Annotated in this window: 31 protein-coding genes; 17 read left to right on the top strand and 14 right to left on the bottom strand. The window is 57.9% G+C overall.

Going from position 1 to position 24581, the window contains the following annotated elements; translation table 11 throughout:
• The first annotated feature begins 66 nt into the window (after positions 1 to 66).
• Positions 67 to 564 (top strand): hypothetical protein, encoded by a 498-nt coding sequence (locus ACR0I8_RS18765; RefSeq protein ID WP_170692193.1) that lies wholly within the window; start codon positions 67 to 69, stop codon positions 562 to 564.
• Here ACR0I8_RS18765 and pncA read toward each other — a convergent pair.
• The gene (pncA, locus tag ACR0I8_RS18760; protein WP_170692191.1) at positions 561 to 1157 is read right to left on the bottom strand and encodes a bifunctional nicotinamidase/pyrazinamidase; all 597 of its coding nucleotides are present in this window, start codon (positions 1155 to 1157) and stop codon (positions 561 to 563) included. The two genes, ACR0I8_RS18765 and pncA, sit on opposite strands and share 4 nt — an antisense overlap.
• A 94-nt stretch (positions 1158 to 1251) precedes the next feature.
• Here pncA and trhO point away from each other — a divergent pair, with 94 nt between their 5' ends.
• Together trhO and ACR0I8_RS18750 are read left to right on the top strand one after the other, a co-directional pair.
• Positions 1252 to 2157 carry an oxygen-dependent tRNA uridine(34) hydroxylase TrhO gene (gene trhO / locus ACR0I8_RS18755; protein WP_170692189.1) on the top strand — a complete coding sequence of 302 codons (906 nt, stop codon included), beginning with the start codon at positions 1252 to 1254 and terminating at the stop codon, positions 2155 to 2157.
• A 64-nt stretch (positions 2158 to 2221) separates the two neighbouring features.
• Positions 2222 to 2722, top strand: a complete 501-nt coding sequence (locus ACR0I8_RS18750) for a potassium channel family protein (protein ID WP_170379453.1) — start codon at positions 2222 to 2224, stop codon at positions 2720 to 2722.
• Between the two features lie 3 nt (positions 2723 to 2725).
• Here the strand turns inward: ACR0I8_RS18750 and ACR0I8_RS18745 are convergent, their stop codons facing one another.
• Positions 2726 to 3055 carry a hypothetical protein gene (locus ACR0I8_RS18745; RefSeq protein WP_170379451.1) on the bottom strand — a complete coding sequence of 110 codons (330 nt, stop codon included), beginning with the start codon at positions 3053 to 3055 and terminating at the stop codon, positions 2726 to 2728.
• A gap of 164 nt (positions 3056 to 3219) precedes the next feature.
• On the opposite strand from ACR0I8_RS18745, the gene betB reads away from it, so the two are divergent.
• Positions 3220 to 4674, top strand: a complete 1455-nt coding sequence (gene betB, locus ACR0I8_RS18740) for a betaine-aldehyde dehydrogenase (protein ID WP_170692186.1) — start codon at positions 3220 to 3222, stop codon at positions 4672 to 4674.
• A 563-nt stretch (positions 4675 to 5237) separates the two neighbouring features.
• Here the strand turns inward: betB and ACR0I8_RS18735 are convergent.
• Genes ACR0I8_RS18735 through ACR0I8_RS18715 form a run of 5 tightly spaced genes read right to left on the bottom strand, consistent with a single transcriptional unit; the run spans position 5238 to position 9891 of the window.
• The gene (locus tag ACR0I8_RS18735; RefSeq protein ID WP_170692184.1) at positions 5238 to 7388 is read right to left on the bottom strand and encodes a hypothetical protein; all 2151 of its coding nucleotides are present in this window, start codon (positions 7386 to 7388) and stop codon (positions 5238 to 5240) included.
• Complete coding sequence (gene motA / locus ACR0I8_RS18730; protein WP_170692181.1) at positions 7385 to 8254, bottom strand: flagellar motor stator protein MotA; 870 nt, start codon at positions 8252 to 8254, stop codon at positions 7385 to 7387. Before motA ends, ACR0I8_RS18735 begins: the two co-directional genes overlap by 4 nt.
• A 45-nt stretch (positions 8255 to 8299) precedes the next feature.
• Positions 8300 to 8884 carry a MotE family protein gene (locus ACR0I8_RS18725; protein WP_170692179.1) on the bottom strand — a complete coding sequence of 195 codons (585 nt, stop codon included), beginning with the start codon at positions 8882 to 8884 and terminating at the stop codon, positions 8300 to 8302.
• Positions 8881 to 9384 carry a DUF6468 domain-containing protein gene (locus ACR0I8_RS18720; RefSeq protein WP_170692176.1) on the bottom strand — a complete coding sequence of 168 codons (504 nt, stop codon included), beginning with the start codon at positions 9382 to 9384 and terminating at the stop codon, positions 8881 to 8883. Before ACR0I8_RS18720 ends, ACR0I8_RS18725 begins: the two co-directional genes overlap by 4 nt.
• A gap of 9 nt (positions 9385 to 9393) precedes the next feature.
• The gene (locus tag ACR0I8_RS18715) at positions 9394 to 9891 is read right to left on the bottom strand and encodes a flagellar basal body-associated FliL family protein (RefSeq protein WP_170492883.1); all 498 of its coding nucleotides are present in this window, start codon (positions 9889 to 9891) and stop codon (positions 9394 to 9396) included.
• A 119-nt stretch (positions 9892 to 10010) separates the two neighbouring features.
• Between ACR0I8_RS18715 and fliF the strand changes: the two genes are divergently transcribed.
• The 4 genes from fliF to fliP are packed head-to-tail and all read left to right on the top strand — an operon-like array spanning position 10011 to position 13201.
• The gene (gene fliF, locus ACR0I8_RS18710; RefSeq protein ID WP_170692174.1) at positions 10011 to 11603 is read left to right on the top strand and encodes a flagellar basal-body MS-ring/collar protein FliF; all 1593 of its coding nucleotides are present in this window, start codon (positions 10011 to 10013) and stop codon (positions 11601 to 11603) included.
• Entirely contained in the window at positions 11603 to 12199 is a 597-nt protein-coding gene (locus ACR0I8_RS18705; RefSeq protein WP_170692171.1) for an ABC transporter ATP-binding protein, read from the top strand. Before fliF ends, ACR0I8_RS18705 begins: the two co-directional genes overlap by 1 nt.
• Positions 12192 to 12470, top strand: a complete 279-nt coding sequence (locus ACR0I8_RS18700; RefSeq protein WP_170692169.1) for a FliM/FliN family flagellar motor C-terminal domain-containing protein — start codon at positions 12192 to 12194, stop codon at positions 12468 to 12470. The genes ACR0I8_RS18705 and ACR0I8_RS18700 overlap by 8 nt, the downstream gene beginning before the upstream one ends.
• Positions 12470 to 13201 (top strand): flagellar type III secretion system pore protein FliP, encoded by a 732-nt coding sequence (fliP, locus tag ACR0I8_RS18695; protein ID WP_170692166.1) that lies wholly within the window; start codon positions 12470 to 12472, stop codon positions 13199 to 13201. The genes ACR0I8_RS18700 and fliP overlap by 1 nt, the downstream gene beginning before the upstream one ends.
• Positions 13202 to 13384: 183 nt before the next feature.
• Here the strand turns inward: fliP and ACR0I8_RS18690 are convergent, their stop codons facing one another.
• Both ACR0I8_RS18690 and ACR0I8_RS18685 read right to left on the bottom strand, forming a co-directional pair.
• The gene (locus ACR0I8_RS18690) at positions 13385 to 13993 is read right to left on the bottom strand and encodes an ABC transporter substrate-binding protein (protein WP_170379430.1); all 609 of its coding nucleotides are present in this window, start codon (positions 13991 to 13993) and stop codon (positions 13385 to 13387) included.
• Positions 13983 to 14753, bottom strand: a complete 771-nt coding sequence (locus ACR0I8_RS18685) for an MlaA family lipoprotein (protein ID WP_170379838.1) — start codon at positions 14751 to 14753, stop codon at positions 13983 to 13985. Before ACR0I8_RS18685 ends, ACR0I8_RS18690 begins: the two co-directional genes overlap by 11 nt.
• Before the next feature lie 333 nt (positions 14754 to 15086).
• Here ACR0I8_RS18685 and ACR0I8_RS18680 point away from each other — a divergent pair, with 333 nt between their 5' ends.
• Genes ACR0I8_RS18680 through ACR0I8_RS18665 form a run of 4 tightly spaced genes read left to right on the top strand, consistent with a single transcriptional unit; the run spans position 15087 to position 17829 of the window.
• A complete protein-coding gene (locus ACR0I8_RS18680; RefSeq protein WP_170459597.1) occupies positions 15087 to 15542 on the top strand; it encodes a RidA family protein in 456 nt (151 codons plus the stop codon).
• Entirely contained in the window at positions 15539 to 16306 is a 768-nt protein-coding gene (locus ACR0I8_RS18675) for a glycerophosphodiester phosphodiesterase family protein (RefSeq protein WP_170692163.1), read from the top strand. Before ACR0I8_RS18680 ends, ACR0I8_RS18675 begins: the two co-directional genes overlap by 4 nt.
• Positions 16307 to 16351: 45 nt before the next feature.
• Entirely contained in the window at positions 16352 to 17539 is a 1188-nt protein-coding gene (locus ACR0I8_RS18670; RefSeq protein ID WP_170692162.1) for a GNAT family N-acetyltransferase, read from the top strand.
• Entirely contained in the window at positions 17536 to 17829 is a 294-nt protein-coding gene (locus tag ACR0I8_RS18665) for a 4a-hydroxytetrahydrobiopterin dehydratase (RefSeq protein WP_170379422.1), read from the top strand. The genes ACR0I8_RS18670 and ACR0I8_RS18665 overlap by 4 nt, the downstream gene beginning before the upstream one ends.
• On the opposite strand, the gene ACR0I8_RS18660 is transcribed toward ACR0I8_RS18665, so the two are convergent.
• From ACR0I8_RS18660 to ACR0I8_RS18645, 4 genes are all read right to left on the bottom strand, one after another.
• A complete protein-coding gene (locus tag ACR0I8_RS18660) occupies positions 17826 to 18137 on the bottom strand; it encodes a hypothetical protein (protein WP_170379420.1) in 312 nt (103 codons plus the stop codon). The two genes, ACR0I8_RS18665 and ACR0I8_RS18660, sit on opposite strands and share 4 nt — an antisense overlap.
• A gap of 14 nt (positions 18138 to 18151) precedes the next feature.
• A complete protein-coding gene (locus ACR0I8_RS18655) occupies positions 18152 to 18496 on the bottom strand; it encodes an EF-hand domain-containing protein (RefSeq protein ID WP_480526769.1) in 345 nt (114 codons plus the stop codon).
• Positions 18497 to 18507: 11 nt separating this feature from the next.
• Positions 18508 to 18753 (bottom strand): hypothetical protein, encoded by a 246-nt coding sequence (locus tag ACR0I8_RS18650; protein WP_170379414.1) that lies wholly within the window; start codon positions 18751 to 18753, stop codon positions 18508 to 18510.
• A 103-nt stretch (positions 18754 to 18856) separates the two neighbouring features.
• On the bottom strand, positions 18857 to 19342 hold the full coding sequence (locus ACR0I8_RS18645; RefSeq protein ID WP_170379412.1) for a peroxiredoxin: 486 nt from the start codon (positions 19340 to 19342) through the stop codon (positions 18857 to 18859).
• Positions 19343 to 19441: 99 nt separating this feature from the next.
• Between ACR0I8_RS18645 and ACR0I8_RS18640 the strand changes: the two genes are divergently transcribed.
• From ACR0I8_RS18640 to ACR0I8_RS18625, 4 genes are all read left to right on the top strand, one after another.
• A complete protein-coding gene (locus ACR0I8_RS18640) occupies positions 19442 to 20653 on the top strand; it encodes an FAD-dependent oxidoreductase (protein ID WP_170692437.1) in 1212 nt (403 codons plus the stop codon).
• Positions 20650 to 21216, top strand: a complete 567-nt coding sequence (gene rsmD, locus ACR0I8_RS18635) for a 16S rRNA (guanine(966)-N(2))-methyltransferase RsmD (RefSeq protein ID WP_170692157.1) — start codon at positions 20650 to 20652, stop codon at positions 21214 to 21216. Before ACR0I8_RS18640 ends, rsmD begins: the two co-directional genes overlap by 4 nt.
• A 130-nt stretch (positions 21217 to 21346) precedes the next feature.
• Entirely contained in the window at positions 21347 to 21694 is a 348-nt protein-coding gene (locus ACR0I8_RS18630) for a hypothetical protein (RefSeq protein ID WP_170692155.1), read from the top strand.
• A gap of 42 nt (positions 21695 to 21736) precedes the next feature.
• The gene (locus ACR0I8_RS18625; protein ID WP_170692152.1) at positions 21737 to 21916 is read left to right on the top strand and encodes a hypothetical protein; all 180 of its coding nucleotides are present in this window, start codon (positions 21737 to 21739) and stop codon (positions 21914 to 21916) included.
• Here the strand turns inward: ACR0I8_RS18625 and map are convergent.
• A complete protein-coding gene (gene map / locus ACR0I8_RS18620; RefSeq protein WP_170379403.1) occupies positions 21904 to 22716 on the bottom strand; it encodes a type I methionyl aminopeptidase in 813 nt (270 codons plus the stop codon). The two genes, ACR0I8_RS18625 and map, sit on opposite strands and share 13 nt — an antisense overlap.
• 191 nt (positions 22717 to 22907) lie before the next feature.
• Here map and ACR0I8_RS18615 point away from each other — a divergent pair, with 191 nt between their 5' ends.
• Positions 22908 to 24563: a tetratricopeptide repeat-containing sulfotransferase family protein gene (locus ACR0I8_RS18615; RefSeq protein ID WP_170692149.1), complete on the top strand. Its 1656-nt coding sequence runs from the start codon at positions 22908 to 22910 to the stop codon at positions 24561 to 24563.
• Positions 24564 to 24581: the final 18 nt, after the last annotated feature.

Here is a 24581-nt window from a genome sequence, read left to right as displayed (position 1 = left end):
TTATTGTCCGGTGTTTTCACCAATTAGTGATGGGGTGGGATGGAAAGACAAAACTGATGGTTGTTAATGAGTTTGCTGTACGATTTTGATATGGTTGAAAGACCGGCGGAAGGGGATGTTCCGGCTCAGGTCTGTGCGCGGTTCAGAGATGTGAAGACCTCTGACGCGTTGCGCGGGGCTTCCCCAGGGATCCGCACGATGTTTCAGGACGCGGGGTTCGATCTCGACTCCCATGTCAGTGGCATCGTGCCGGACAAGTTTCCAACCGAAGACCTGCCCGACCGAACTCGGATACTGCGCACTCTATTCGACAACATCAAAACCCGCGGTGTGCAGGGGGAATACTGTGGTGAGTTCGATCTACGGCAATTCCTCGGCCACATTCGCCGCGCCGAGGCAGTTGATGGGCTTGTCCGGGTTATTCCCGTTCAGCGCCCTCCGGTGCCACAGCCTGACATGCCCAAACGCAGGACGGCAAAGGGGCGGATTGGTGTTGGTCTTGGAGTTGCGGTGATTCTGTTCGCGGTGTTTAAGTATCTCGCAGAAACGGGTGCAGCGCCTTAGTCGGCCAGAGTAACCCCGGCGGCCTGCATAGCCTGTTGCGCCGCAGCCAGTGAACCATCCATGTCAATCGCACGGCAGGCGCTTTGAGCCACGGTGACGTCGAAGCCCAGCTTCGCGGCATCAACTGCAGAATAGTGAACACAGAAATCGGTCGCGAGCCCCACGAGGGTCAGTTTCGAAATGCCGCGAGTGTCCAGATACCCTTTCAACCCGGTCGGCGTTGCCTGATCATTCTCGAAAAACGCTGAATAGCTGTCGATGGCGCTGCGGAACCCTTTGCGGATGATCAGGTCGCCATCCGTGCGCAAATCCGGGTGAAAACCCGCGCCATCGGTGCCCTGCACGCAATGGTCGGGCCACAGAACCTGCGGGCCATAGGACATCTTGGTCATCTCGAAGGGGGCCTTGCCCGGATGCGAGCTGGCGAATGAGGAATGCCCCGCCGGATGCCAGTCCTGCGTCAGGATGACGGCATCAAACCTGTCCATCATGGCGTTGATCGGGGCAACGATCTCGTCCCCTCCGGCCACTGCCAACGCTCCGCCGGGGCAGAAATCATTCTGGACGTCGATGACAAGCAGGGCATGGGTCATGGCAATCTCTCCTTTGGTTTATCGGTACGGCGCGGTTCCGGGGGCGTCAATCCGATCCCTTGCGACTCTGCGCTGTCAGGTTTAGACCGCGCGCATGTATACGATCGCTGCCCTCTACCACTTCACCCGTTTCGCTGATCACGCCGCCCTGCGCGCGCCGCTGTTGGACCTGTGCCGCGCGCAATCGGTCAAAGGCACCCTGTTGCTGGCGCAAGAGGGGATCAACGGCACGATTGCTGGCCCGCGCTCCGGGATCGACGCCGTTCTGGCGCATATCAAGGCCCTGCCGGGCTGTGCCGATCTGGAGTGGAAAGAGGCCACCGCCGACCATCCGCCTTTTGGCAAGATGAAGGTGCGTCTGAAGAAAGAGATCGTGACCATGGGCCAGCCGGATGTCGATCCGCGCGCCCGCGTCGGCAACTATGTCGAACCCGAGGAATGGAATGATCTGATCCGCTCGGACGATGTGGTCGTGATCGACACGCGCAACGACTATGAGGTGGCGATTGGCACGTTTGAGGGCGCAATAGACCCTGAAACTGCCAGCTTCCGCGAATTTCCCGACTGGTGGGAGCAGAACAAGGACCGATTCCACAATAAGCGTGTCGCGATGTTCTGCACTGGTGGTATCCGCTGCGAGAAATCCACCAATTTTCTGCTGGGGCAGGGGGTCGAGGATGTCTATCACCTTAAAGGTGGCATCCTACGCTATCTCGAAGAAATGCCCGCTGAGGACAGCACCTGGCAGGGCGAGTGTTTCGTTTTCGACAATCGTGTGTCGGTTGGCCACGGTCTGGTCGAGGGGCCGCATAACTTGTGCCACGGGTGCCGCCGCCCGATCCTGCCCGAAGATGTGAAGCGCCCGGAATATGAACATGGCGTGTCTTGCCATCTCTGCGTGGATGAGACGTCGGAGGCCGACAAGATGCGTTTCCGCGAGCGGCAGAAACAGATCCTCCTGGCCCGCGCGCGTGGCGATGAACATCTGGGCAGCGTCTGAATTCCGCTTGCAGGTCGGCGGGGAATCCCGATGATTGTTGCCGGATTGCTGTGATGGAGTTTCAATGACCCGCAAACCGACAACTCTGGCGGAATGGAAATCGACCTTTCTGGCCGCTGCCGGGTTGGTGCTGGCCAGTTTCCTGGCATGGTTCGGCCTGTCGCGGTTGAGTGAGACCACCGCTGGGGACACGATCGGCACCATTGCCTCGGTCGCGTTGCTGATCTGGCTGGTGTCGCAGTCGTGGTACTACATGACCCAGGTGAAATCGCCGCGCAGGTTGTTGTTCCTGATGGGTGTATCCTTCATTCAGGTCGTGCCGTTCCTGTTTGCAGCCGTCTACGGGGCCTTTGGCTACAACGACAATTGCGTTCTCGGGGCGGAAGGCCCTGCCGATATCCTGTATTTCTCATATGTCACCTTCACCACGGTCGGGTATGGCGACATGAGCCCCACAGGCCTGTGCCGCGGATTGGCCGTGTCCGAGGCCGTCACGGGGTATATCCTTTTGGGCATGTTTGTTGCGGCTGCTGTGTCGCTTTATTCGCGAAACCACGCGCATTAGGCTCTATTTATTCTGGTCGATCCAACGCGACATCAACTGTTTGTCGCGAAAGCACTCGGACGGGATCGGGCGACGTTTGCTGCGCGATATCCGTTCAGCAAAGGCGACCTGTTTGCCGGTCGGGTAGTTGGCAAAGGGCGATGAATCCTCGGGCTTGTGAGCCGAGATCCAAGCAGACATGGACTTGCGGTCACGTTGCGCCTCCACCGGGATTTCTAGTGCGGTCTGCTCGGCGATGGCGCGGGCATAGCGCATCTGCCGATCTGTGACCGGCAGCAGGTGGTAGTCGTTCGAAGGGCCGTTTAGGGCCTGATTTCGGGCGTGGTAAGACATCGGAATGTTCCTATGACTATGTGGAACATAAATAGAACATTAACTCTTTTTTTCAAGGGCACGGCGATTCACATCAGCGGGAGTTTGCCGTGATTCAGTTTTATTGACTGACCAATCAACAAAAGATACACGCTTGGGAAATTGCTTCGGAAAAGGAACCCGGCATGAAATTTCAGCCCAAGGCGAGCCATTTCATCAATGGCGCATATGTCGAAGACACCAACGGCGCGCCGATTGATGTGATCTATCCTGCAACGGGTGAGGTCATTGCCCGGCTGCATTCAGCCACGCCCGAGATCGTTGATCAGGCTTTGAACAGTGCAAAAGCGGCGCAAGCGGAATGGGCAGCCATGTCCGGGACCGAGCGTGGCCGTGTTCTGCGCCGCGCCGCAGACATCATGCGCAACCGCAATTACGACCTGTCGGTTCTGGAAACACATGACACCGGTAAACCCCTGCAAGAGACGCTGGTGGCCGATGCGACCTCGGGCGCGGATGCGCTGGAGTATTTCGGAGGGCTGGCCGCATCCCTGACCGGTGAACACATCCCTCTGGGCGGTGGAGACTTCGTCTACACCATCCGCGAGGCGCTGGGCGTTTGCGTCGGGATCGGCGCGTGGAACTACCCAACCCAGATCGCCTGTTGGAAGGGCGCGCCGGCGTTGGCCTGCGGAAATACGATGGTGTTCAAACCGTCTGAAACGACCCCGCTCTCTGCGTTAAAAGTGGCCGAGATCCTGATCGAGGCAGGTGCACCCAAGGGCATTTACAACGTGATTCAGGGCTATGGCGATGTGGGTGCATCGCTGGTGACTGATGCGCGCGTTGCCAAAGTGTCTTTGACCGGCTCGGTGCCGACCGGCCGCAAGGTCTATGCCGCGGCCGCCGATGGCATGAAGCATGTGACCATGGAACTGGGCGGCAAATCCCCCATGATCGTGTTCGACGACGCCGATATCGAAAACGCGGTCTCAGGCGCAATTCTGGGCAATTTCTATTCTTCGGGTCAGGTCTGTTCGAACGGCACACGCGTGTTCGTTCAAAAAGGTATCAAAGAGGCGTTTCTGACCCGCTTGGCCGAACGTCTGGCAACCGCCAAGATCGGCGATCCGCTGGATGAAGAGGTCAACTTTGGCCCCATGGTCAGCGAAAATCAGATGAACATCGCGCTGGGCTATGTGGAAAAGGGCAAAGCCGAAGGCGCGCGTCTGGTTTATGGAGGAGAACGGATCGAGGGCGAGGGGTTCTATATGCAACCCACCGTGTTCGCCGACGTCACCGACGACATGACCATCGCCCGCGAAGAGATCTTTGGCCCGGTCATGTCCGTTCTGGATTTCGACACCGAAGAAGAAGTCTTGGCCCGCGCCAATGACACTGAATTCGGTCTCGCGGCTGGGGTCTTCACCAACGACCTGACCCGCGCCCATCGCATCGTCGCCGGGTTCGAGGCCGGGACTTGCTACATCAACACCTACAACCTCGCCCCGGTTGAGGCGCCGTTTGGCGGCTCCAAGATGTCGGGTGTCGGTCGCGAGAACTCAAAACTCGCCATCAACCATTTCAGCGAGATGAAAACCGTCTACGTCTCGATGAACGACGTCGAGGCGCCTTACTGATCAACCGCCTTGTTGGCGCTCTGCTCTTCTCAATACACGAGTGGCAGAGCGCCGTTCTATCGCGATCTGGAATCTTGTTTTTCCGAGCATCGCCATGGGGTGCAATTGCGTTTTTCGTGGGTTTCGCAGACCACCGATGTTCATTCTATTTCAGAACGACTAAGCGCGCCTGAAACCCATTTCCCAAATCGCACAGGATTGAGGCTCAGGATTCAAACCCAGTAATGTTGGTCACGGCGAGAGCGACGGATTAGAGATAAACACGCTTGGACATGGACCTTTACATCGTTTTCCAAGCCGTGAACCATGCAAAGGCTTGGAAAGCAAAATGTCTTGAGCCGAGGCGTTATGGGGAAAGTCTTGTTATCGGAACCTCTCAGAAAGTCGCCAACCTCTTTAGTCGGCGGCGTACAGTTGGTCATGTTTCTTTGTGGCTAACGGTCGAAGGACCGCGCGAAGTCCCGCCAGAATTTTCATCAAGGTATTTATCCAGCGTCGCACTAAGGGGAAATACGCTATTAGATTGAAAATGAATTATCGGAATCTGCGCTAGACCTTTGGTGTCATTGGTTGGGATCTGCTCCCTCGTCAGGCGCGCGTTCTGGGTCGGAGAGTAAACCGAAAAGGTCGGCAATATGCGCTCGGGTCTCTTCACTGTCGGCCAGTAGGCTGTTGGCGTCGGCCAGAGGCATCTCAATAAGACGACGAGGCGGTAAGGCAAGCTTGTCCGAAATCTCGGACAGGTTCGCAAATCGACCTTCAGGCTCAATATTTTCGGGCAATCCAGCCAACCAGAAATACCGGTTCGCAACCTCGGTTTCGCCGAGGTCTCGGTACAAGTCTGCCGTCGCATCCAGATCACCGGTTGCCGCCAGGGCCTGAGCGCGCAGGGTATCGGCGGCCACTGAAGCATCATCGGAAAGTTCCAGCATCGCTTTGTGCGGTTTTTGGTCCAACAGTGCCGCGCGCGCGCGCAATCGGGCCCGTTGGGATCGGTCCGTCGTGTCATGTGTCCGATTTGCAAAGGCAGAACTTTGAGCCGCAAATCCTAAAGCGCCCAACCGATCTGACACTGCAATAGCGGCTTGCGTGGTCAAAGCCATCGAGTCGCTATCAGACATGGACAGCACCTGTTTCAGAAAGGTTACATCGTTTGACCTTTCTTCCAGCAGATGTGTGTGGCGGTTTAGAACATCCGCGCGATCATCACCCTCGGGAAGAGCTTGGATCAGGTCGTAGGCCGTATCGAACTCATTGTTCAAACTCAGCGCAATGATATGTGCGTGCTGCATCATTGGTCCGGTTTCAGATCCACGAAACTCCAACGCGTAGGCTGCGGCAAGGGCAACGTCCTGCGGGGATACCGCCCCCCGCTCTGCCCAGCGTTTCTCGATCAAGCGCGCCAAGGCCAGAGGGGCATCTGTTGCGGTTTCCGGCTTAGAAATCACCTCTTCCAAGATGGCATCGGCCACCTCAGAGTCGCCTTCGGCCTGAGCGATCTGAGCCTTGGCAACGTTGGGCTGTTCCTCCGTTTCCACGCGATCAACGGAACGCATCACCCGCCGCGCCGCTTCCAGCTTATCAGCTTCAACCAAAATCGATGACAGTCTTGGGCCCAATCTGCGGCGCAAATGTCGGGGAAGGCTGGAGAAAGACTGCTCTATCGCGTCCAGATCGGCATCTGGACTCAACGTCTGCTCGCTGAGCAGTGACCAGAAAGCTGCATCGCTACTGCAACGCTGAAGACCCCGAAAAGGGCTTTCTTCTGAAGACTCACGGTGATCCACAAACCCGGCTATGGCTTGAACCCAGCTTTTCTCTTCGGAGTGGTCTTTAACCAGAGCAAGCGTGGAGACAGCTTCGGCACCGAAACCGAAATAAGCGTAGAGTTTTGCCAGCTTGAAGGCCTGGTCGGTGTCCACGCGATCGAATTCCTGAAACAGGCCAGAACGCAGGTCAGCGATCTGTTCGTCAAATGGGCGAGCGTCGGTCCATGTGTCGAACCCCAATCGAGCGCTGCTGATACAGGCAGGACGTTTTTCTATTTGGGGGATATCGGGGCCAAGAAGACCTTCCAGTTCGTCCACAACCGTTGAGACACTCATATTCGCTGCAAAATTCGGCAGCATGTCCGTGTCGTTCGGAGGTGTTGACGTGCGGGGGCCGATGGCGGCCAGGTCCAGGTCAAGGACCTCTCGGTCGGCACCTTGCAGTAGGCTGGCTGAGAGTTGATCTTTGAAGCCCTGTTGGTTCAGCGTCAAAAGCGGCAAAGCTAAGGGTTCAGGCGAATCTTCTACTCCCAACGGCGGCAGAGACGGTGGCAAAGGGATGTTGGCAGTCAAAGGCGGAGGCAAAGTGCCTTGCGAAATATCCACGACAATCATTGATTGTTGAAACAGAAAGGCCATGGCCACGCAGTCGCATCCAAACTCCAAATCAAGTGCGGCACCTGGTTCCGATTGAGACAGGGCTGACAAGCGATTTGATGTCAGTCGCCCGAACACGCCTTCTGTTTGAAACAGGACGTCGTCGATTGAAACGGTCAGCCGCGCCCCGTTTTTCCGGCGTGCAAGTACCCACTCGGTGCCCGGCGGAACCTTTACGACGAGGCGGGTGTGGCTTTCATGTTCTCCCGATCGGACAACCAACGTTTCAGCAGTGGCCGAGGTTGCTACTGTGATGAGGATCGACGTGAAGAGAGCCAGGCCTTTCATGCCGCCGCCTGTTTGAGTTCCTTGAGAGCATCCTCAAGTTCCGAGAAACCAGGCCGGTTGTGGGTTGGTGTGTTCTGGCGGCCGACTTCGATGCACATGGCGGCATTGTGGTTGTGCAGGTTGGCGACCAAAACTTCTTTGATCAGCTGGTAGAAGTGATTGTCTTCTTCCACGACGGATTTCAGCTTGCCAGCAAAGGGCCCCACCAGACCATAGGCTAGAAACACCCCTAGAAATGTCCCGACCAGAGCTCCCCCGATCAGCTTGCCCAGAACTTCGGGCGGCTGGTCGATTGACCCCATCGTTTTAATCACGCCCAGAACGGCGGCGACAATCCCGAGGGCGGGTAAGCCGTCGGCAACGGTTTGCAGCGCATGGCTGGAATGCATGGCGTGATGAAAATTGGCATCCATCCGCTTTTCCAGAACTTCTTCGACCTGATGGGGGTCATCATAGTTCATCGCGGCCGAGCGCATCGTGTCGCAGATCAGGTCCACGGCTTCCTTGTCGGACTGGATTTTCGGGTAGGTGGAAAACAAGCTCGAGTTCTCGGGGTCTTCAATGTGCTGTTCAACCTCGACCGGGTTTGCGCGTGCGATCCGGATCAAAGAGAATAGAAGGCACAGAAGGTCCCGATAGTCTTCGGGCTTCCATTTCGCCCCCTTGAAGACCTTACCCATGTCTTTGATCGTAAGTTTGATCCCACCCATATCGTTGCTGATCAGAAAGGCGCCGACAGCGGCACCGCCGATCATCATCATCTCAAACGGTAGGGATTTCATAATAATCGTCATCTTGCCGCCCGCAGCCAGATAGCCGCCGAACACCATTACAAAGATGACGACAATTCCAACAATTCCAATCATTTGCGATCTCCGACAAGTGTCCAAATAGCTTTGAAAAGCATTCGATTATTCCTGTGGGGCATTGGCATTTCGACCTGCCATGACGACACTGATCGTATAGGCGGTTTCGGGGCTGAGGCCGGCCAGCACGCCCGCTGCGGCATCGGCGGGCATGCGTGACAGGAAACCGGCCGCAAAGCTGGGATCCATCGTCTCGAACAGGGCGGCGGCATCTTTGGGTTTCATATTTTGGTAGACGTCCGTCAGCCGGGTCAGGTCTGTTTCCGCCGCCTCGTTCGCCAGTGCCAGTGTTTCCCGCAAGTCTTCCTCGGCCTGCTGTAGCGCGGCCAAGCGCGTTTCGATGGCCCCATGGGCAATCTCAAGCGCCTTTTCCTTTTCTTCCAAGGCTTCTTCCCGCTGTTTCAGGCGTTTTTCACGGCGCAAAAGTTCGTTCAAAAGCACCTGCAAATCCGGAGCGGGTTTTGACATAGGCGGCTCTTCGGACTTTGTTGGCTCAACTGTCTTGGCCAATGCGGGCCCGGCTTCCAGCCCAAGGCGAATCGCGGCGGATCCGATCATCAGCAGAGCAATCACCGCCAACACGCCGCCGCGGGGTCGCGCCCTGCCTTTTTGATTGCCAGAGCGTTTCATTCCGCGGCCTCCACACCCTGCCGTTTGTGCCGGAAGAACATCAAACCTTCAGGTGCCTTGTTTGGTTGGTCGGGCTGGTTGCCCTCGGAAGGCGTGTCGACCACGTCCGATTTCTGAGTGTCAGACGTTTTCTCAGGCTCGGCCTTGCCCTCAGCCTCTTCATCCGGCTCTAAGGATACTTCCGGCGCGGGCGGTTCAGGCGCGGCCTTTTCTTCTGGTATGACGTCATGCATTGAGGCCATCATCAGTTCGAGCCGCTGCGCAACCGATTGCGCGCGCTCCGTCAGCTCTTTCAGCTCATCCCCGGACTGGTCCGAGGCAGCCCGAGCGCTGTCCAGCGACTTTTTCAACTCTTCCGCCTGGGTGGACAGCACCGCGACGGCCCCACCCACGCCTTGTTCCAGATCCGTGAACCGTTTCAGGCGGCGGGACAGGACAAAGCAATACAGACCGGCACCTAGCGCGCCCGCGACCAGCAAAATATCTGCAATAAGCTCCAATTTCGCCTCCTAGTTCAGAACAAATTCCATCACCAGAACGTCGCGCACACGACCCTCTCCGACGACGATTTCAATGCGCCGCAGCAGATGTCCCCGGATACGCACCAGCGCCAGAGAATCCTCGAGATCTGAAACCTCCAGCGCGCGAAGGTACCCGTTCAGCACATCCATGATTCGCGGTTGCATTTTTTCCACATCACTGATGTAGGCTGAGTTAACTTCGAGCTGCGCGTGGAATTTCAGATGCCGCGACTCACCCGCATTCACCGACAGAATCACGGGCGGAAGATCGACGAATCCCACATCCGGCAGGGCCTTGGCCGGTTTGTCTTTTTCAGCGTCCATCGATTCCGCCTTTTCGGGTTTAGCCCCAAAGGGCAACAGCCCGGATGTGGTCGCGTAATAGCCGCCACCCGCCCCGACGAGCGCCAGAATCACCCCGATGATCAGACCCATTTTCCCTGATTTCTTAGGGGCTTCTGCCTCTTCTGCTGTAGCGTCAGTCATGACGTCCTCATTCATTCGATCTGAAGCTGTCATAACCCGGCAGGGACTAACCGATTGTTAAGGGCAATCGTTCAAACAAGGGATGCGCCGGGCAGAATGTCGGCGAGTCGGAGGTGAGCGTGCAGCAGATCGGAACTGTCTGGGCAAGTTTGGACAGACGAAAGCAAATCATAGTCGTCGGCGCGGTTGCGCTGGTGTTTCTGGGGGTTCTCGGGATGTCCAGTCTTGTGACGGCACCGTCCATGACCCTTCTTTATGCAGGGCTGGAAAGCGGAGCCGCGGGCGATATCGTGCGTGCACTCGATCAGCGCGGTGTCACATATGAGATCAGGGGCGGCTCAATCTACGTGCCTGGCTCGCAGCGGGATGAGCTGCGCATGACCCTTGCCAGCGAAGGCCTGCCTGCCAATGGCAATCGTGGCTACGAGCTGCTCGATTCGCTAAGCGGGTTTGGCACCACCTCGCAGATGTTCGACGCCGCCTATTGGCGCGCAAAAGAAGGTGAGCTGGCGCGCACCATCGTCGGTGGTCCTCATGTCAGTCAGGCGCGTGTGCATATCGCGAATGGCTCGGCCAACCCGTTTCAGCGTAGCGTTGCGCCCACGGCCTCGGTTTATCTGGTTCCATCCGGCGCGCAGATAACTGGCGATCAGGCCAAGGCGATTCGCTTTCTGGTCGCCTCGGCGGTCAACCGACTTGCGCCGGAAAACGTGACGGTTGTGGATTCAAGCGGCGCCGTGATTGGTGGGCAGGACACAGCAGTTGCGGCTGACACCTCGGATGACAAATCCCGTCAGCTACGCGAACGCGTGCTGCGCCTTGTCGAGGCGCGTGTGGGCACCGGCAACGCCGTGGTTGAGGTCAGTGTCGACACAGTCACCAAAACCGAATCCATCCGCGAACGCCGCTTTGATCCCAAAGGGCGGGTCGCGATCAGCACGGATGTCGAGGAACGTTCGGACAGTGCTCGCAATCAGTCTGGCGATGTGACGGTTGCCTCCAACCTGCCGGATGGAGACGGCGCGGGCGGGGACGAATCGAACTCGAATGCGACGCAGACCCGCGAGCGCGTGAACTATGAGGTCTCAGAAACGGAGCTTGAGGTTCACAACGCACCCGGAGCCATCAAGCGCCTGACAGTCGCGGTGTTGGTCAATGGCCTCCGGTCGGTAGATGAAAACGGGGCGGAAAGCTTTGAGCCCCTGCCTCAAACCGAGCTTGACGCGCTTGAGGAATTGGTGGCCTCAGCCGTTGGTTTCGACGCAGATAGGGGCGATGTGATCACGTTGAAATCGCTTGATCTGCCGATGGTAGAGCCGCAGGGAACGCTAGTTTCGTCCTCCATGTGGAAGAATTTTCATCTGGACGCGATGTCTCTGATCCAGATGGCTGTGCTTGCAGCGGTTTCGCTGGTTCTGGCCTTGTTCGTCATTCGCCCGATCCTGATGAAACCGGTTGCCGCCCCCGCCTTGTTGCCTGCAGGTGGTGGCGACGCACAGGACACCCAGGTTCTGGTCGGTGAGATCGCGCCAGATGAGTCGGCTGAGTTTACGTCTCTGCCAGGACAGGCGCAGCCGGCGGGCGTTCCGGCGCTTGGGTCGGACAGCACCGCAGACTCTGTGGATCGGTTGCGGGCGATGATCGGCGACAAACAGGAAGAAACGGTCGAGATCCTGCGCAGTTGGCTTGAAGAAGGCGAGGAGCGGGTCTGATGTCGATTGCTCACCTTCTCGAGGATTTCACCGCGCAGGTCGAAGGCGGCAAGCTGCATCTTCTGGACGAAGACGCGCTGGAGGAACAGCGCCTGGCCGCCTTTGAACAAGGCTACGGGGCCGGATGGGAAGACGCTGTTCAAGCGCAGGAGCAGAACCGGGGCCAGGTCTCGGCAGAGCTGGCCAAGGCGTTGGAAGACATGTCCTTTACCTATCACGAAGCGCTGAAACGTATGACCCTGTCGCTGGAGCCGATGTTCCAAAGCCTAGTGCACTTGGTGCTGCCGGATTTTATCGACCGGGGCTTCGCCCACCGCCTTTCAGAACAGCTGCAAGACATGGCACGAACCCAGATCGACCAACCTATCCAGATAATTGTGCCAGAAGAGCGCGCAGCAGAGGTCGAAGACTTGTTGTCATCGGATATGCCACGGCCTCCACGTGTGATTGAAGATTCCTCGCTGCAACCAGGACAAGCAAGGCTGCAGGTCGGTATCTCGCGACGCGAGGTGGATTGCGTGGATCTGCTGTCCTCGGTGCAGCAGGCATTTGACTCCTACATGTTTGAGGCGAAAGAGGCTTTGACCCATGACTGATACCCAATCCCCCAAAACCAACCCCTTTGATGCTATCCCGATCGAAGTCACAGTATCCGTCGGCCGTGCCCGCCCGTTGATCCGGGACCTGCTGAATATGGGTGAAAATGCGGTGCTGACACTGGACAAACGGATCGAAGACCCCGTGGACCTCTATGTCGGGGATCAACTGGTTGCTCGCGGTCTTCTGGAAGAGATGGAGGGCGATCAGGCCGGTCAACTGGCCGTACGTCTGACCGAAATCGCGGATTTGCAGAACGGAATCGGCTGATGCGCCTGTGGCTCTGGCTGATTGTGGCCGTGGTGGCTACGCTGCCCTCGCTGGCTGCGGCTCAAGACGTGACCCTGTCGCTTGGGGAAGGTGGGTCCATCTCGGCCCGGACGATCCAGTTGATTTTGCTGACCACCGTTCTCAGCCTTGCGCCCGGGCTGGCGATCATGATCACCTGTTTTCCGTTTCTGATCACGGTTCTCGCGATCCTGCGACAGGGCATCGGGTTGCAGCAATCTCCGCCAAACATGCTGATCGTCAGCCTTGCGCTGTTCCTGACCTATTTCATCATGGAGCCGGTTTTCACCGAAGCCTGGACTATTGGTATTGAGCCTTTGATCCATGAAACGCTTGAGGTTGAAACGGCTCTGGAACGCGCCCTGAACCCGTTCCGAGAGTTCATGGCCGCGCGACTGGATGTGGAGACGTTTCAATCCATGGCCGCTTTGCGCCCTGGAGGGGAGGGGATTGTCCTGTCCCCGGATGCTCCGCTTTCGATTCTGATGCCGTCTTTCATGCTGTCGGAAATCGCCCGGGCGTTTCAGATCGGGTTCCTGATTTTCCTGCCTTTTCTGATCATTGACCTAGTTGTGGCCGCCGTCTTGATGTCGATGGGCATGATGATGGTGCCGCCTGCAATCGTCTCGCTGCCGTTCAAGCTGGCGTTTTTCGTGATCGCAGATGGATGGGCTTTGATCGCCAGCGCTTTGGTCCGAAGTTACATGCCCTAGAGGGTCCGCGGGCTGGGCGTGGAGCGGGGTACAAGCTTAGTTTTAGTGAGAGCTTTGGAAAGCGGCGCATCAACTTCTGCGCGTGTTAGGTCACAAGGTAAAATAACTTTCATGTGGGTATAGAAACGAAGACGCCTCCGACGTACAGAGCGCGGAGGCGTTTAAGCACACAAAAAGGCGGTGCTACCCGGTTCTGTTGAGGTCTTTGATCAGCTGGTTCAAGTTGCCTTTACGCGCATCCAGCATCGCCCCGATTTCGGTGCGTTCGGTCAGCAGCAAGTTCACTCCCTCAATGAACATGTTGTAGAACTTATCGCGACCGGATTTGTCAGAAACCAGGAAGGTCACGTCAAAGGGCGACGATCCCCGCAGCTTGACCGAGGTGCGCACTTCATAGCCGGCTTTGATTCGGCGCGCGTTTCGTACATCCACCTGGCCGCCAATGAATTCGCGGAACCGGCGTCCGTATTTGCGCGAGATATAGCCTTGGAACGCCTTGGTGAATTGTCTCAACTGCGCCGGAGAGGCAGAACGGGCGTCCGCCCCAAGCGCATAGCGCGCCATGATCGGAACATCAGCGTATTGCACGAAAATCTTTTCGAAATCGCGCAGCATGGCTTTTTCCGACTTGCCCGAGGCGATCACGCGGTTGATATCCGCGACAACACTGTTGACCAGCTGTTTGGCGCCCGCCTCGGTCAGGGCCAGAGCGGGCAAGGGCAGGGCAACAATAGCTGCTCCGGCCACAGAGGTTTTCAGGAAATGTCTTCGGTTTAAAGCGTTACTCAGCATAAGGGTCCTCGTAGGGGTCGAGAAGGGGGTCACTAACAGGGTCGGTTCCGGCGTCGGCATATGGATCGTTGTAGAGATCCAAGAAGGCGTCCTCGTCGTCGCGTGCCAATTCGAAGCGGCGGTTTTGCAGGTAGATCAGTCGGGCCTGCGCATAGCTGTCGGCACTTTCGTAGAGAATCGAGTCCACTGTATCAGAAAAACGACCCCGATCCCCCATCCGACGTACGACTTCGGCATAAACCCCCAGGTTGTCCGCAGGGCGTACCGGCGTGAAGTTGATAGGGTTCGAGAACAGATTGATTATAACGCCTACAGCGTCGCGGGTGGTCGATGGGCCATAGAAAGGCAGCTCGACATAGGCGCCTTCCCCAACACCCCAGACGTGCAAGGTTTCGCCGAAATCCGTATCGACAGGGGGCAGGTTCAGCTCATCTGCGGGTGCCGACAGGCCAAAGCCACCGACGGTCATGTTAATCACGAACCGCAACAAGGCGTTGCCCATTTGCTTGGGGTTTCCCTGCAGCAGGTAATCCACCGCTTGACCGGGCAGAGAGATGTTTTCCGCAAAGGTACTGAAGCTGGTCACCATCGGATCAGGGACGATCTTCACATAGCCTTTCGAGGCCGGGCGAAACAGAAACCGGTCGACGCCAAGGTTGAACTTGTGAATGCCCCTGTTGGCGTTTTCATAGGGGTCGAAAATCTCTCCCCGAGCAGCCTGTTCCGGGGGTTGCGTCGCACAGGCCGACAACACAGCCATAAGTGACAGAACAACAAGATGTTTGAAGCCAAATTTGCTCAACACGGTCTTAGCTACTCCAATACGGCCCGGCACGACGCTTGGGCGATCAATCAATACCTGCGTGTCCAACCGACACAAGTTGTTGTCACATAGAGGTTTCAGAGCTTGAATGAAACACATAGCGTTAAACCCGGTAAATCAACGAAGGTAAAGTGACACGACTTCAACAGTTCGAAATAGGACAGGATATGCCCACTGAACGCGACGGTCAGAAAAATCGGTTTCCGGCTTTCCCAGCGGCATCATCCCGGTTAGCGTCCGCCCGAGTCGATTTTGGGTGAGGACAATCACATGAGCATCTCGGAAAAACTGCAAAGCCTGGGCGTATCGCTGCCAGACGCACCGGCCCCGGCCGCAAACTATGTGCCTTTCGTGCGCGTGGGCAATATCGTCTATGTCTCGGGTCAGATTTCCAAAGCGGACGACCTGATCACCGGCAAACTGGGCGATGACATGGATGTCGACGCGGGTGCAGCGGCGGCAAAGGTCTGTGCGATCAACCTGCTGGCTCAGGTCAAAGCGGCCTGCGATGGGGATATCGAGAAGCTGGTACGGGTGATCAAGCTGACCGGTTTTGTGAACTCGACTGCTGATTTCACCGCGCAGCCGCAGGTGATCAACGGTGCGTCCGATTTCCTGGTTGAGGCGCTGGGCGAGGCGGGTCGTCATTCCCGCTCGGCGGTTAGCGCTGCATCACTGCCGCTGGGTGTTGCTGTCGAAATCGAAGGTATTTTCGAAGTCCAATGACACCTGCTCTGCCGCCTGTGTTCCTTGAGGCCCCGATCTCGCACCGGGCGCTGCATGACAAAACAAATAACCGCCCGGAAAACAGCCGGGCGGCCATTCGTGCCGCGATCGATGCCGGTTACGGGATCGAGATTGACCTGCAGCGGACCTCGGACAACCGTGCGATGGTGTTTCATGACTACGACATGGCGCGTCTGACCGGGCAGTCTGGACCGATCCAGCAGGTCTCGGCCGCGCGGGCGCAGGCCACGCAGCTGCTGCATGCCGAGGATGGCATTCCCACCCTCGACGCTGTGCTTGAGATGGTCGCGGGCAAAGTCCCGCTGCTGATTGAGCTCAAGGATCAGGACGGAGCCATGGGCACCAATGTCGGCCCGCTTGAGGCGGACGCTGTGCGGGCGCTAGAAGGCTACGACGGTCCAGTGGCGTTGATGTCATTCAACCCCAACAGCGTGGCCGAGCTTGCCCGCCTGGCCCCGCATCTGCCACGTGGGATCGTGACTTGTTCCTATAAGCCGAGTGTCGAGCTGCTGCCGCAATCGGTGTGCGATCACCTGCGCAATATTCCCGATTTCGACCGGGTTGGGGCCAGTTTCATCAGCCATGAGGTTCATGATCTGGACCGTTCGCGCGTGGCCGAGCTGAAAGCGCGCGGTGTGCCGATCCTGTGTTGGACGGTAAAGTCGCCTGAACAAGAGGCAGAGGCCCGCGCCGTTGCCGACAATGTGACCTTTGAGGGGTATCTGGCCAAGCATCCGGGTTGAACCTGTCGCACCTCGTCACAGATAAAGACCAGACGCGGAGGGCACATGGATCAGGCGCAGATCGAAATTCAAATACTTGGATCACTCTCGCAAATCTCTGCGGCCGAGTGGGATGCCTGCGCTTGCCCCGAAACAGCAGATGGCGGGCGTCCGCTGGATCCCTTTACTACGCACCGGTTTTTGCTGGCCCTGGAAAGCAGCGGCTCGGTTGGGCGGGGCACCGGGTGGCAGCCTCAATATCTGACGGCGTATCTGGATGGGATGCTGATCGCGGCGGCGCCGATGTATGCCAAATCGCACAGTCAGGGAGAGTATATCTTCGACCACAGCTGGGCCCATGCATATGAAAACGCGGGCGGGCGGTACTATCCCAAACTGCAAATCGCGGCCCCTTTCACGCCCGCCACAGGGCGGCGCTTTTTGGTGCGTCCGGGATATGAAGGGATTGGGATGTCCGCGCTGGTGCAGGGCGCCGTTCAACTGGCGGCAGACAATCAGGTCTCGTCACTTCACGCGACCTTCTGCACCGAGGACGAGGCGTTGGCGGGTGAGCAGATGGGCCTGATGCTGCGCAGCTCACAACAGTTTCATTGGCTGAATGACGATTACGCGGATTTCGACGGCTTTCTGGCGGCGCTGTCCTCGCGCAAGCGTAAGAACATCCGCAAGGAGCGTGCTCAGGCCAACGCATTCGGTGGTGAGATCCGTACCTTGTCCGGTGATGACCTGCGGCCCGAGCATTGGGATGCCTTCTGGCGGTTCTATCAGGACACCGGCGCGCGCAAGTGGGGATCACCTTACCTGACGCGCCAGTTCTTTGATATGGCGCAGGAGACGATGACCGCTGATATGGCTTTGGTGCTGGCAGAACGCGATGGGTATCCCATCGCGGGGGCGCTGAATTTCATCGGGCGTGAGACGCTCTATGGTCGTTATTGGGGCTGTGTCGAACATCATGCCTGCCTGCATTTCGAGCTGTGCTATTATAGGGCCATCGACTTTGCCATCGCGCATGGCATGCAAAGGGTCGAAGCCGGAGCGCAAGGTGAACACAAGCTTGCACGTGGCTACCTGCCAACACGCACGCACAGCCTTCATTGGATTGCCGATCCGGGATTCGCCGATGCCGTCAAAAAATATCTGGACGCTGAAGGCCGCGCGGTGGGAGAAGAGATTGAGATTCTGACGGATTACGGTCCGTTCAGAAAATCGAACCCGGAGGAACAGCAATGACCGAGCTTTTGTCGACCGAGACCCGTGGCCCCCTTCTTGATCCGCTGTTCAACAATGGCTGGACGATGGTTGAGGGCCGGGATGCGATCACCAAGACTTTCATCTTTGATAATTTCGTCGCGGCCTTTGGATGGATGACGCAAGTGGCGATCTGGGCCGAAAAATGGAACCACCATCCCGAATGGTCCAACGTCTACCGCACGGTCGAGGTCGTGCTCTCCACCCATGACGTCGGCGGGTTGTCTTCGCTGGATGCGAAACTGGCGCGCAAGATGGACGGTCTGGTCTAGTCGCGATCCTGTCCGGACCCAATTCCGCCAGCCAAGGATGCCGTGATCGCCATCTGGCGGAACTCATCCGGCGTGACTGTGCCACTACTGACGTCGATATTGCCAGGAATGCGGGTCGTTTTGTTGCCGATAGACCGAACACTGCGCGCCGCTGGGTTGATGTCCAGACACCGCCTCTCATAGCAGGTCAGCCCGCTGGTGTTGATCTGGATGCGGGCCTGCCCATCTGGGCCGGTCACAACCGGGGCCTGCGGTACGTCACAAGCAGCCAACACGGCCAGCGCGCCGATCCAGATCCATCTGTTCATCTCACCCTCCGGGGTTAGTCCAACCGGCCGTTTCCATCCTTGTCCGCAGAGTCGAAATCGTTGCTCATCTGCGCGTCGTATTCCGTCCGTGAGATAAGGCTGTCGCCGTTCTGGTCAACGTCCTGAAATTGCTTTATGTCCAGGAAGGGTTTGGCCTCGGACAGGCCGAGTGTGCCGTTCTTGTCTTCGTCCATCGCCTGAAAGGCGTAGTCTGAAAAGGCATTGAACTCGTCCTTGGACAGAAAGCCATCATTGTTCGAGTCGATGGCTGTCAGCTCTTTTTCATTCAGCTCAGCCACGTCGTCCGCAGCTGCGGCACTGGCCATCACAAGCGCGGCGATACAGATTATTCGTTTCATCACTGTCCCCCTCAACATGCGAATCTTGCACCACTGATGCTGCCGGTAGCGGCACCTGCACCCGTCAGAATGGACTTGCCTGAACCGCCTCCGAACTGATTGCCGATTGCGCCTCCGATCAGCGCGCCACCCAAGGTGCCGCTCAGGCAGGCGATTTCATGTTGCCGTGCCGCTTGTTGCTGTGGTGTTGGGGCCGGGCCGCAAGCTGCAAGAAGGCCTGCGCCGCCCAGAATGAGTGAAATGGCTTTGAGATACATAAACATACTCCCCAGCTATGTGCCTTTGATAATCGCACACTGGGGCTTTGTATCAAGTTAAATAGGGTTAGGACGGCCCCGGTTTAGCCGGGGCCGAACAGCGTCAGATTACTTCGAGCAAGCCTTCACCGGCTGAAATCTCGCAAGCGCCGGGGCTTTCTTCCAGGTTCAGCGCAGTGACCTTGCCGTCTTCGACCAGCATCGCATAGCGCTGCGAACGCGCCAGCAGCCCGGCTGGAGGGGCGTCGAAATCCATGCCGATCGCCTTTGTGAACTCGGACGCGGCATCGCCCAACAGGGTCAGGCCGGCCTCGGTCGCGCCGGTCGCTTCGCCCCAGGCTTTCATCACGAACGGGTCGTTGACGGAGATGCAGATGATCTCATCCACGCCCTTGGCTTCGAACTGATCCTTGGTGCGCATGAAGCTGGGCACATGTGCCGAATGACAGGTCGGTGTAAACGCGCCGGGCACTGCAAAGATCACCACTTTGCGGCCCGCGGTTTTGTCTGAAATCCGAACCTCTTCTGGGCCTTCCGCACCCATTTGGGTCAGCGTGGCGTCGGGCAGCATCTCACCTGTTGTAATCATTTTTCAGCTCCTGTCGTTTGGATTTGCAGAGTCGGGCTATGCCGCAATATAGGTGGTCGGACAAAAGTAACCATGAGAATTCGACAGGGTGTGATGAACATGAGCCATATTGTCGTGATCGGCGCCGGGCAGGCCGGATCGTCGCTTGTTGCGAAACTGCGCAAGGATGGGTTTGAAGGGGATATCACCCTGATCGGGGCCGAGCCGCATCTGCCGTACCAGCGCCCGCCCTTGTCCAAGGCCTATTTGCTGGGCGAGATGGAGCTGGAGCGTCTGTTCCTGCGCCCCGAAAGCTTCTATGCCGACAACAACATCACCCTGCGTCTTGGCCAACGCGTTAGCGTAATTGACCCCAAGGCCAAGACCGTGACCCTGGGAGATGAAGTCATCTCATACGATGAACTGGCGCTGACCACCGGGTCGGATCCGCGCTATCTGCCTGCCTCTATCTGCGGTGATCTTCAGGGCGTTCATGTGGTGCGCGATCTGGCTCATATCGACGAGATGGAGCCTCGGGTCACTGAAGGCGCGCGCGCTCTGATCGTCGGGGGCGGCTATATCGGGCTTGAGGCCGCAGCCGTATGCGCCAAGCGCGGGGTCAAGGTGACGCTGGTAGAAATGGCCGAGCGTATCCTGCAACGCGTCGCCGCCAAGGAAACCAGCGACTATTTCCGCGCGCTGCATTCGGGTCATGGAGCGGACATCCGCGAGGGCGTGGGCCTTGATCGTCTGATCGGTGAAAACGGCAAGGTGGTCGGCGCGGTTCTGACAGATGGAACCGAAATCGAGGTTGATTTTGTGGTCGTCGGCGTGGGCATCGCGCCGTCCACCCAACTGGCCGAGTTGGCTGGGCTTGAACTGGACAACGGCATCAAAACCGACGCGCATGGCCGCACATCTGATCCGTCGATTTGGGCGGCAGGGGATTGCGCCTCCTTCCCGCATGGCGCGGGGCGTATTCGTTTGGAAAGCGTGCCTAATGCAATCGATCAGGCTGAGATCGTGGCTCAGAACATGCTGGGGGCTGCCAAGGACTATACAGCAACGCCGTGGTTCTGGTCGGATCAGTATGACGTGAAACTGCAGATCGCAGGTCTGAATACGGGTTATGATCGGGTTGTCACCCGTCAGGGCGAAGGTCAGACCGTGTCGTTCTGGTACTACAAGGGTGACCAGCTGATTGCAGTCGACGCGATGAACGACCCGCGCGCCTATATGGTTGGCAAGCGCCTGATCGACGCGGGCAAAACCGCTGATCCTGCCGTGGTGGCCGATCCGGCTGCGGATCTGAAACCGCTGCTCAAAGCGTGAGGATCATCGCCGGAGAGTTCCGGGGTCGTGCCTTGGCCTCGGTCGGCAAAGGGGATACGGGTGCCCATTTGCGTCCCACCACCGACCGAGTGCGTGAAAGCCTGTTCAACGTCCTGAGCCATCAGATCGATTTTGACGGTCTGCGTGTATTGGACCTGTTCGCAGGCACTGGCGCGCTGGGGCTTGAGGCGCTGTCGCGCGGGGCTGACTACGTCACCTTTGTGGATGACGGGCGTGTCGCGCAGGGCCTGATCCGCAAGAATATCGACCTGACCCGCAGCACAGATCGGGCCGATCTGATCCGCAGGGACGCGACGCGTTTGAGTGAAAACCCGAACGCGCACTATGACCTGATCTTTCTGGACCCGCCTTACGGCAAGTCTCTGGGCCAAAAAGCGCTGGCTAAGGCGACCGAGGCTGGATGGATCGCTGAGGGAGCGTTTATCGTGTGGGAAGAAAACGCCCCAATGCAGGCACCGGATGGTTTCCAGCTGGTGGACAGTCGAAAATACGGCGACACGTATATCTCGCTGATGCTTAAACCACTTGATCATGTGGGTTGATCCTGACAGTCTTAATTCGTTTTAAAATTGAATTAGGGTGGCCAGCAATTTGACGCATCTCCGCCAAAATTGCGGCCAAATTCGCCTCTAGGCGCCGTAGAAACGCGGAACAACCCTCAAAGGACTCTCTATGCTTCTCAGAGCTGCCCTGACCTCAGCCATCGTGCTGGGCTCCTCCCCTGTTGTTGCAGGGCAAACAAAACTAGATGCGAATGAATTTATGGCCAATTGCACCTCGTCTGTGGATCAATCCAACGTGACGTTGGCCCGTTCGGGCGGGTCCAACAAAGGGCACATCACTGTCGGAGATCTGCAGGGCGAGGCGGACATCCTGCCGGGTTTGGACAACCTGACGTTTTTGCTGATTCAGGATGGTCAGGTCGTCAACTTTGCCGTTGATCTTGTAAGTCTCGAATATGACATGATGATCAAAGGCACTTCGCAGCGTTTTGACAGAGGCAGCTGTACGCCATCGTGATCCGGTTTTGAGGCGCGAGCCGGTTTGTGCTAGGCTTCTGGCATGTACCGCGCCCTACCGCCCTTGTTCTGGGGTTTGGCTCAGGACACTGACACAGAAACCGGCCCGCCGCGCAAACCTGCATGCGCGCCGGTGTTCATCCACGACGCGATCACGCCGTGGGGGGCTGAGACGATGCTGCTGAAAGTTCTACGGGATCAGGCTGCCGATCACGAAGAATAGGTCGGATGGAACTTGCCGCCGGGTGACAGGGTAAAGATCTCGACCCCATTTGCGGTTACACCGACCGAATGTTCGAACTGTGCCGAGAGCGACTTGTCGCGGGTCACAGCAGTCCAGTCGTCGGCCAGAGTCTTGGTCTCAGGGCGGCCCAGATTAACCATCGGTTCGATGGTGAAGAACATTCCCTCTTCCAGAACGGAACCGGTGCCGGGGCGGCCATAGTGCAGCACGTTTGGCGGCGCGTGGAACACTCGACCAAGCCCGTGGCCACAGAAATCGCGGACGACGCTCATACGGTGCGCTTCGACATAGGACTGGATCGCATGGCCGATATCGCCGAACGTGTTGCCCGGCTTGACCATCTCGATGCCCTTGAAAAGCGCGTCATGGGTGACTTGAATCAGACGCTCGGCTTTTCGCGGCAGTTTGCCTGCGACATACATCCGCGAGGTGTCACCGAACCAGCCGTCCACGATGACAGTGACGTCAATGTTCAGGATATCCCCGTCCTTGAGCTTTTTCTCACCGGGAATGCCGTGGCACACCACGTGGTTCACACTGATACAGCTGGCGTGCTGGTAGCCCTTGTAGCCAATCGTCGCCGAAGTCGCGCCCGCGTCCTCGACCATCTGGGTGATGATCCCGTCGATCGCGCCGGTGGTTTGGCCGGGGAAGACATGTTGCGCGATGTCATCCAGTATCCGCGCAGCCAAAGCCCCTGCCGCATGCATGCCGGCAAAGTCACCCTGTTCATAGATGCGGATACCGTCTTTGGTCAGACGGCCACGGTGTTCTTTCATGGATGCGAGGCTCCAAATGTTTCGCGCAGTGTTCTATTTACGCTGCTTGTGCAGAAAGTTCCAGAGGGTGCAGCGTCGCAGGCCTGTATCTCGGATGGATGATGATCCGATCACAGGTGGACGCGTACAGCGATATAAACTAGCACGGTTAAGATAGTTCTCGGGCGTTAAATTAGAAGAAGGGCAGTCAGATGCAGAAAGCCGACCAGCTGAGGACCGAGATTGCCACCATTAGTGAAATGCTCAAGACCGGGCGCGCGGACCGGGCGCTGAAGCGTGCGGTCAAGGCCGGGAAGAAATGGCCCAAAATGCCCGCGTTTCCGCAGATGGCAGGTCTTGCATGCATTCACCAGGGAGATTTCAAACAGGCACAGACCCATCTGGAGCGCGCCTGGAAGATGGAGCCGGAGAACCCCGACCTGATCCAGAATTTCGGGCTGAGCCTTGTTCAGGGCGGCGATGCTGGCAAGGCTCTGACCCTGATGAATAAAGTCGCTGCCAAGGCCCCTCTGACCCCACCGCAACGCTATGTGCGCGCCATGGCCCTGTTGCAGGAGCGTCAACTGAGCGAGGCGTTAGAGGACGTTGATGAGGTACTGCGTCACCAAAACGGCAATCTGCAGGCTCATTGCCTTAAAGCCGATATTCTGGATGAGATGCATCAGTGGAATCAGGCCATCGACGTCCTATTGGCCGTGGCCGAGAAGCACCCGAAATTCCACTATGGTCAGCTGCGACTGGCCAAGGGCCTGGTCGGTTTGGGGCGTATGTCTGAGGCGCTGACCCATGGCCGCGCCGCCTTTGCGCTGGCGCCCGAGGATCCCGAAACGCTGGAGTTCGCTGCAACTCTGCCGAACCTGTCGGCTGAGGATAGGGCGGAATTGCAGGCTCTGACCTCTAAACTGCTTGAGGCGGGCAATGCCAATCGGGAAGCCGCAGCCACCGTGCATTTCGCCGCCGCGAGCCTTGCGAAACAGGAGGGCGATACCGCGACCGAGATGCTTCAGCTGCGCAAGGCGCATGATCAGTTGCAGCATGGGTTCAAAAGCTGGGAAACCCGGGCCGAGAAAGCCTGCCGCCAGCGTCTGAGCACGCCTCTGCCCGACCCTGCCTCAGCGCCGCGCACCGATATCCCGCGGCCGGTGTTCGTGGTTGGCTTGCCGCGCTCTGGCACCACTCTGATCGAGCGGATTCTGGCCTCACATTCCGCCGTGCAAGGGCTGGGAGAGTTGGCAGGCGTGCACCACTGGGCCCGCAAGGCCGAAAGCCAATCGAGCGCTGGAAGTGACGTGCAGGAGCTGGCCGACTACTACGCGGATAACTTGCCCCAGACGGCGGAAGGAACGCGCGCCTTTGTCGACAAAGCGCCGGGAAACTACGCTTTTCTGGGGGCGATTGCGCAGGCCTTTCCAAATGCCGTGATTCTTAATGTCACGCGCGATCCACGCGATGTGGCGCTGTCGATGTGGCGGACGCATTTCGGAGCGGGTGGCCTGTATTATACGCATGATCTGAGCTGGATGGCAGCCGAAGCCAACCGCTATCGCCGCTATATTCAGCACTGGCATGCCGTCCTTCCGGGGCGGGTCCATGACATAAGCTACGAGCATCTGGTGAATAATCTGGAGGACGGTGCCAAGGAGCTGGCCCAGCTCTGCGACCTGCCTTTTGAACAGGCGATGCTGTCGCCCGACAAATCCTCGGATGCGATCAAAACGGCCAGCAATCTGCAGGCGCGGAGACCGGTCAACACCGCCTCGGTCGGGGGGTGGCAGGCTGTGGCCGATTACTTCGCACCGTTTGTGAAGGGGTTGGACGCCGATCTTTGGCCTGAAATTCACAAATAGAGGTTCAAGTTTCGTTGA

Source organism: Ruegeria sp. BG9 (assembly GCF_056538305.1).
This window is presented reverse-complemented; position numbering and strand designations above follow the sequence as displayed.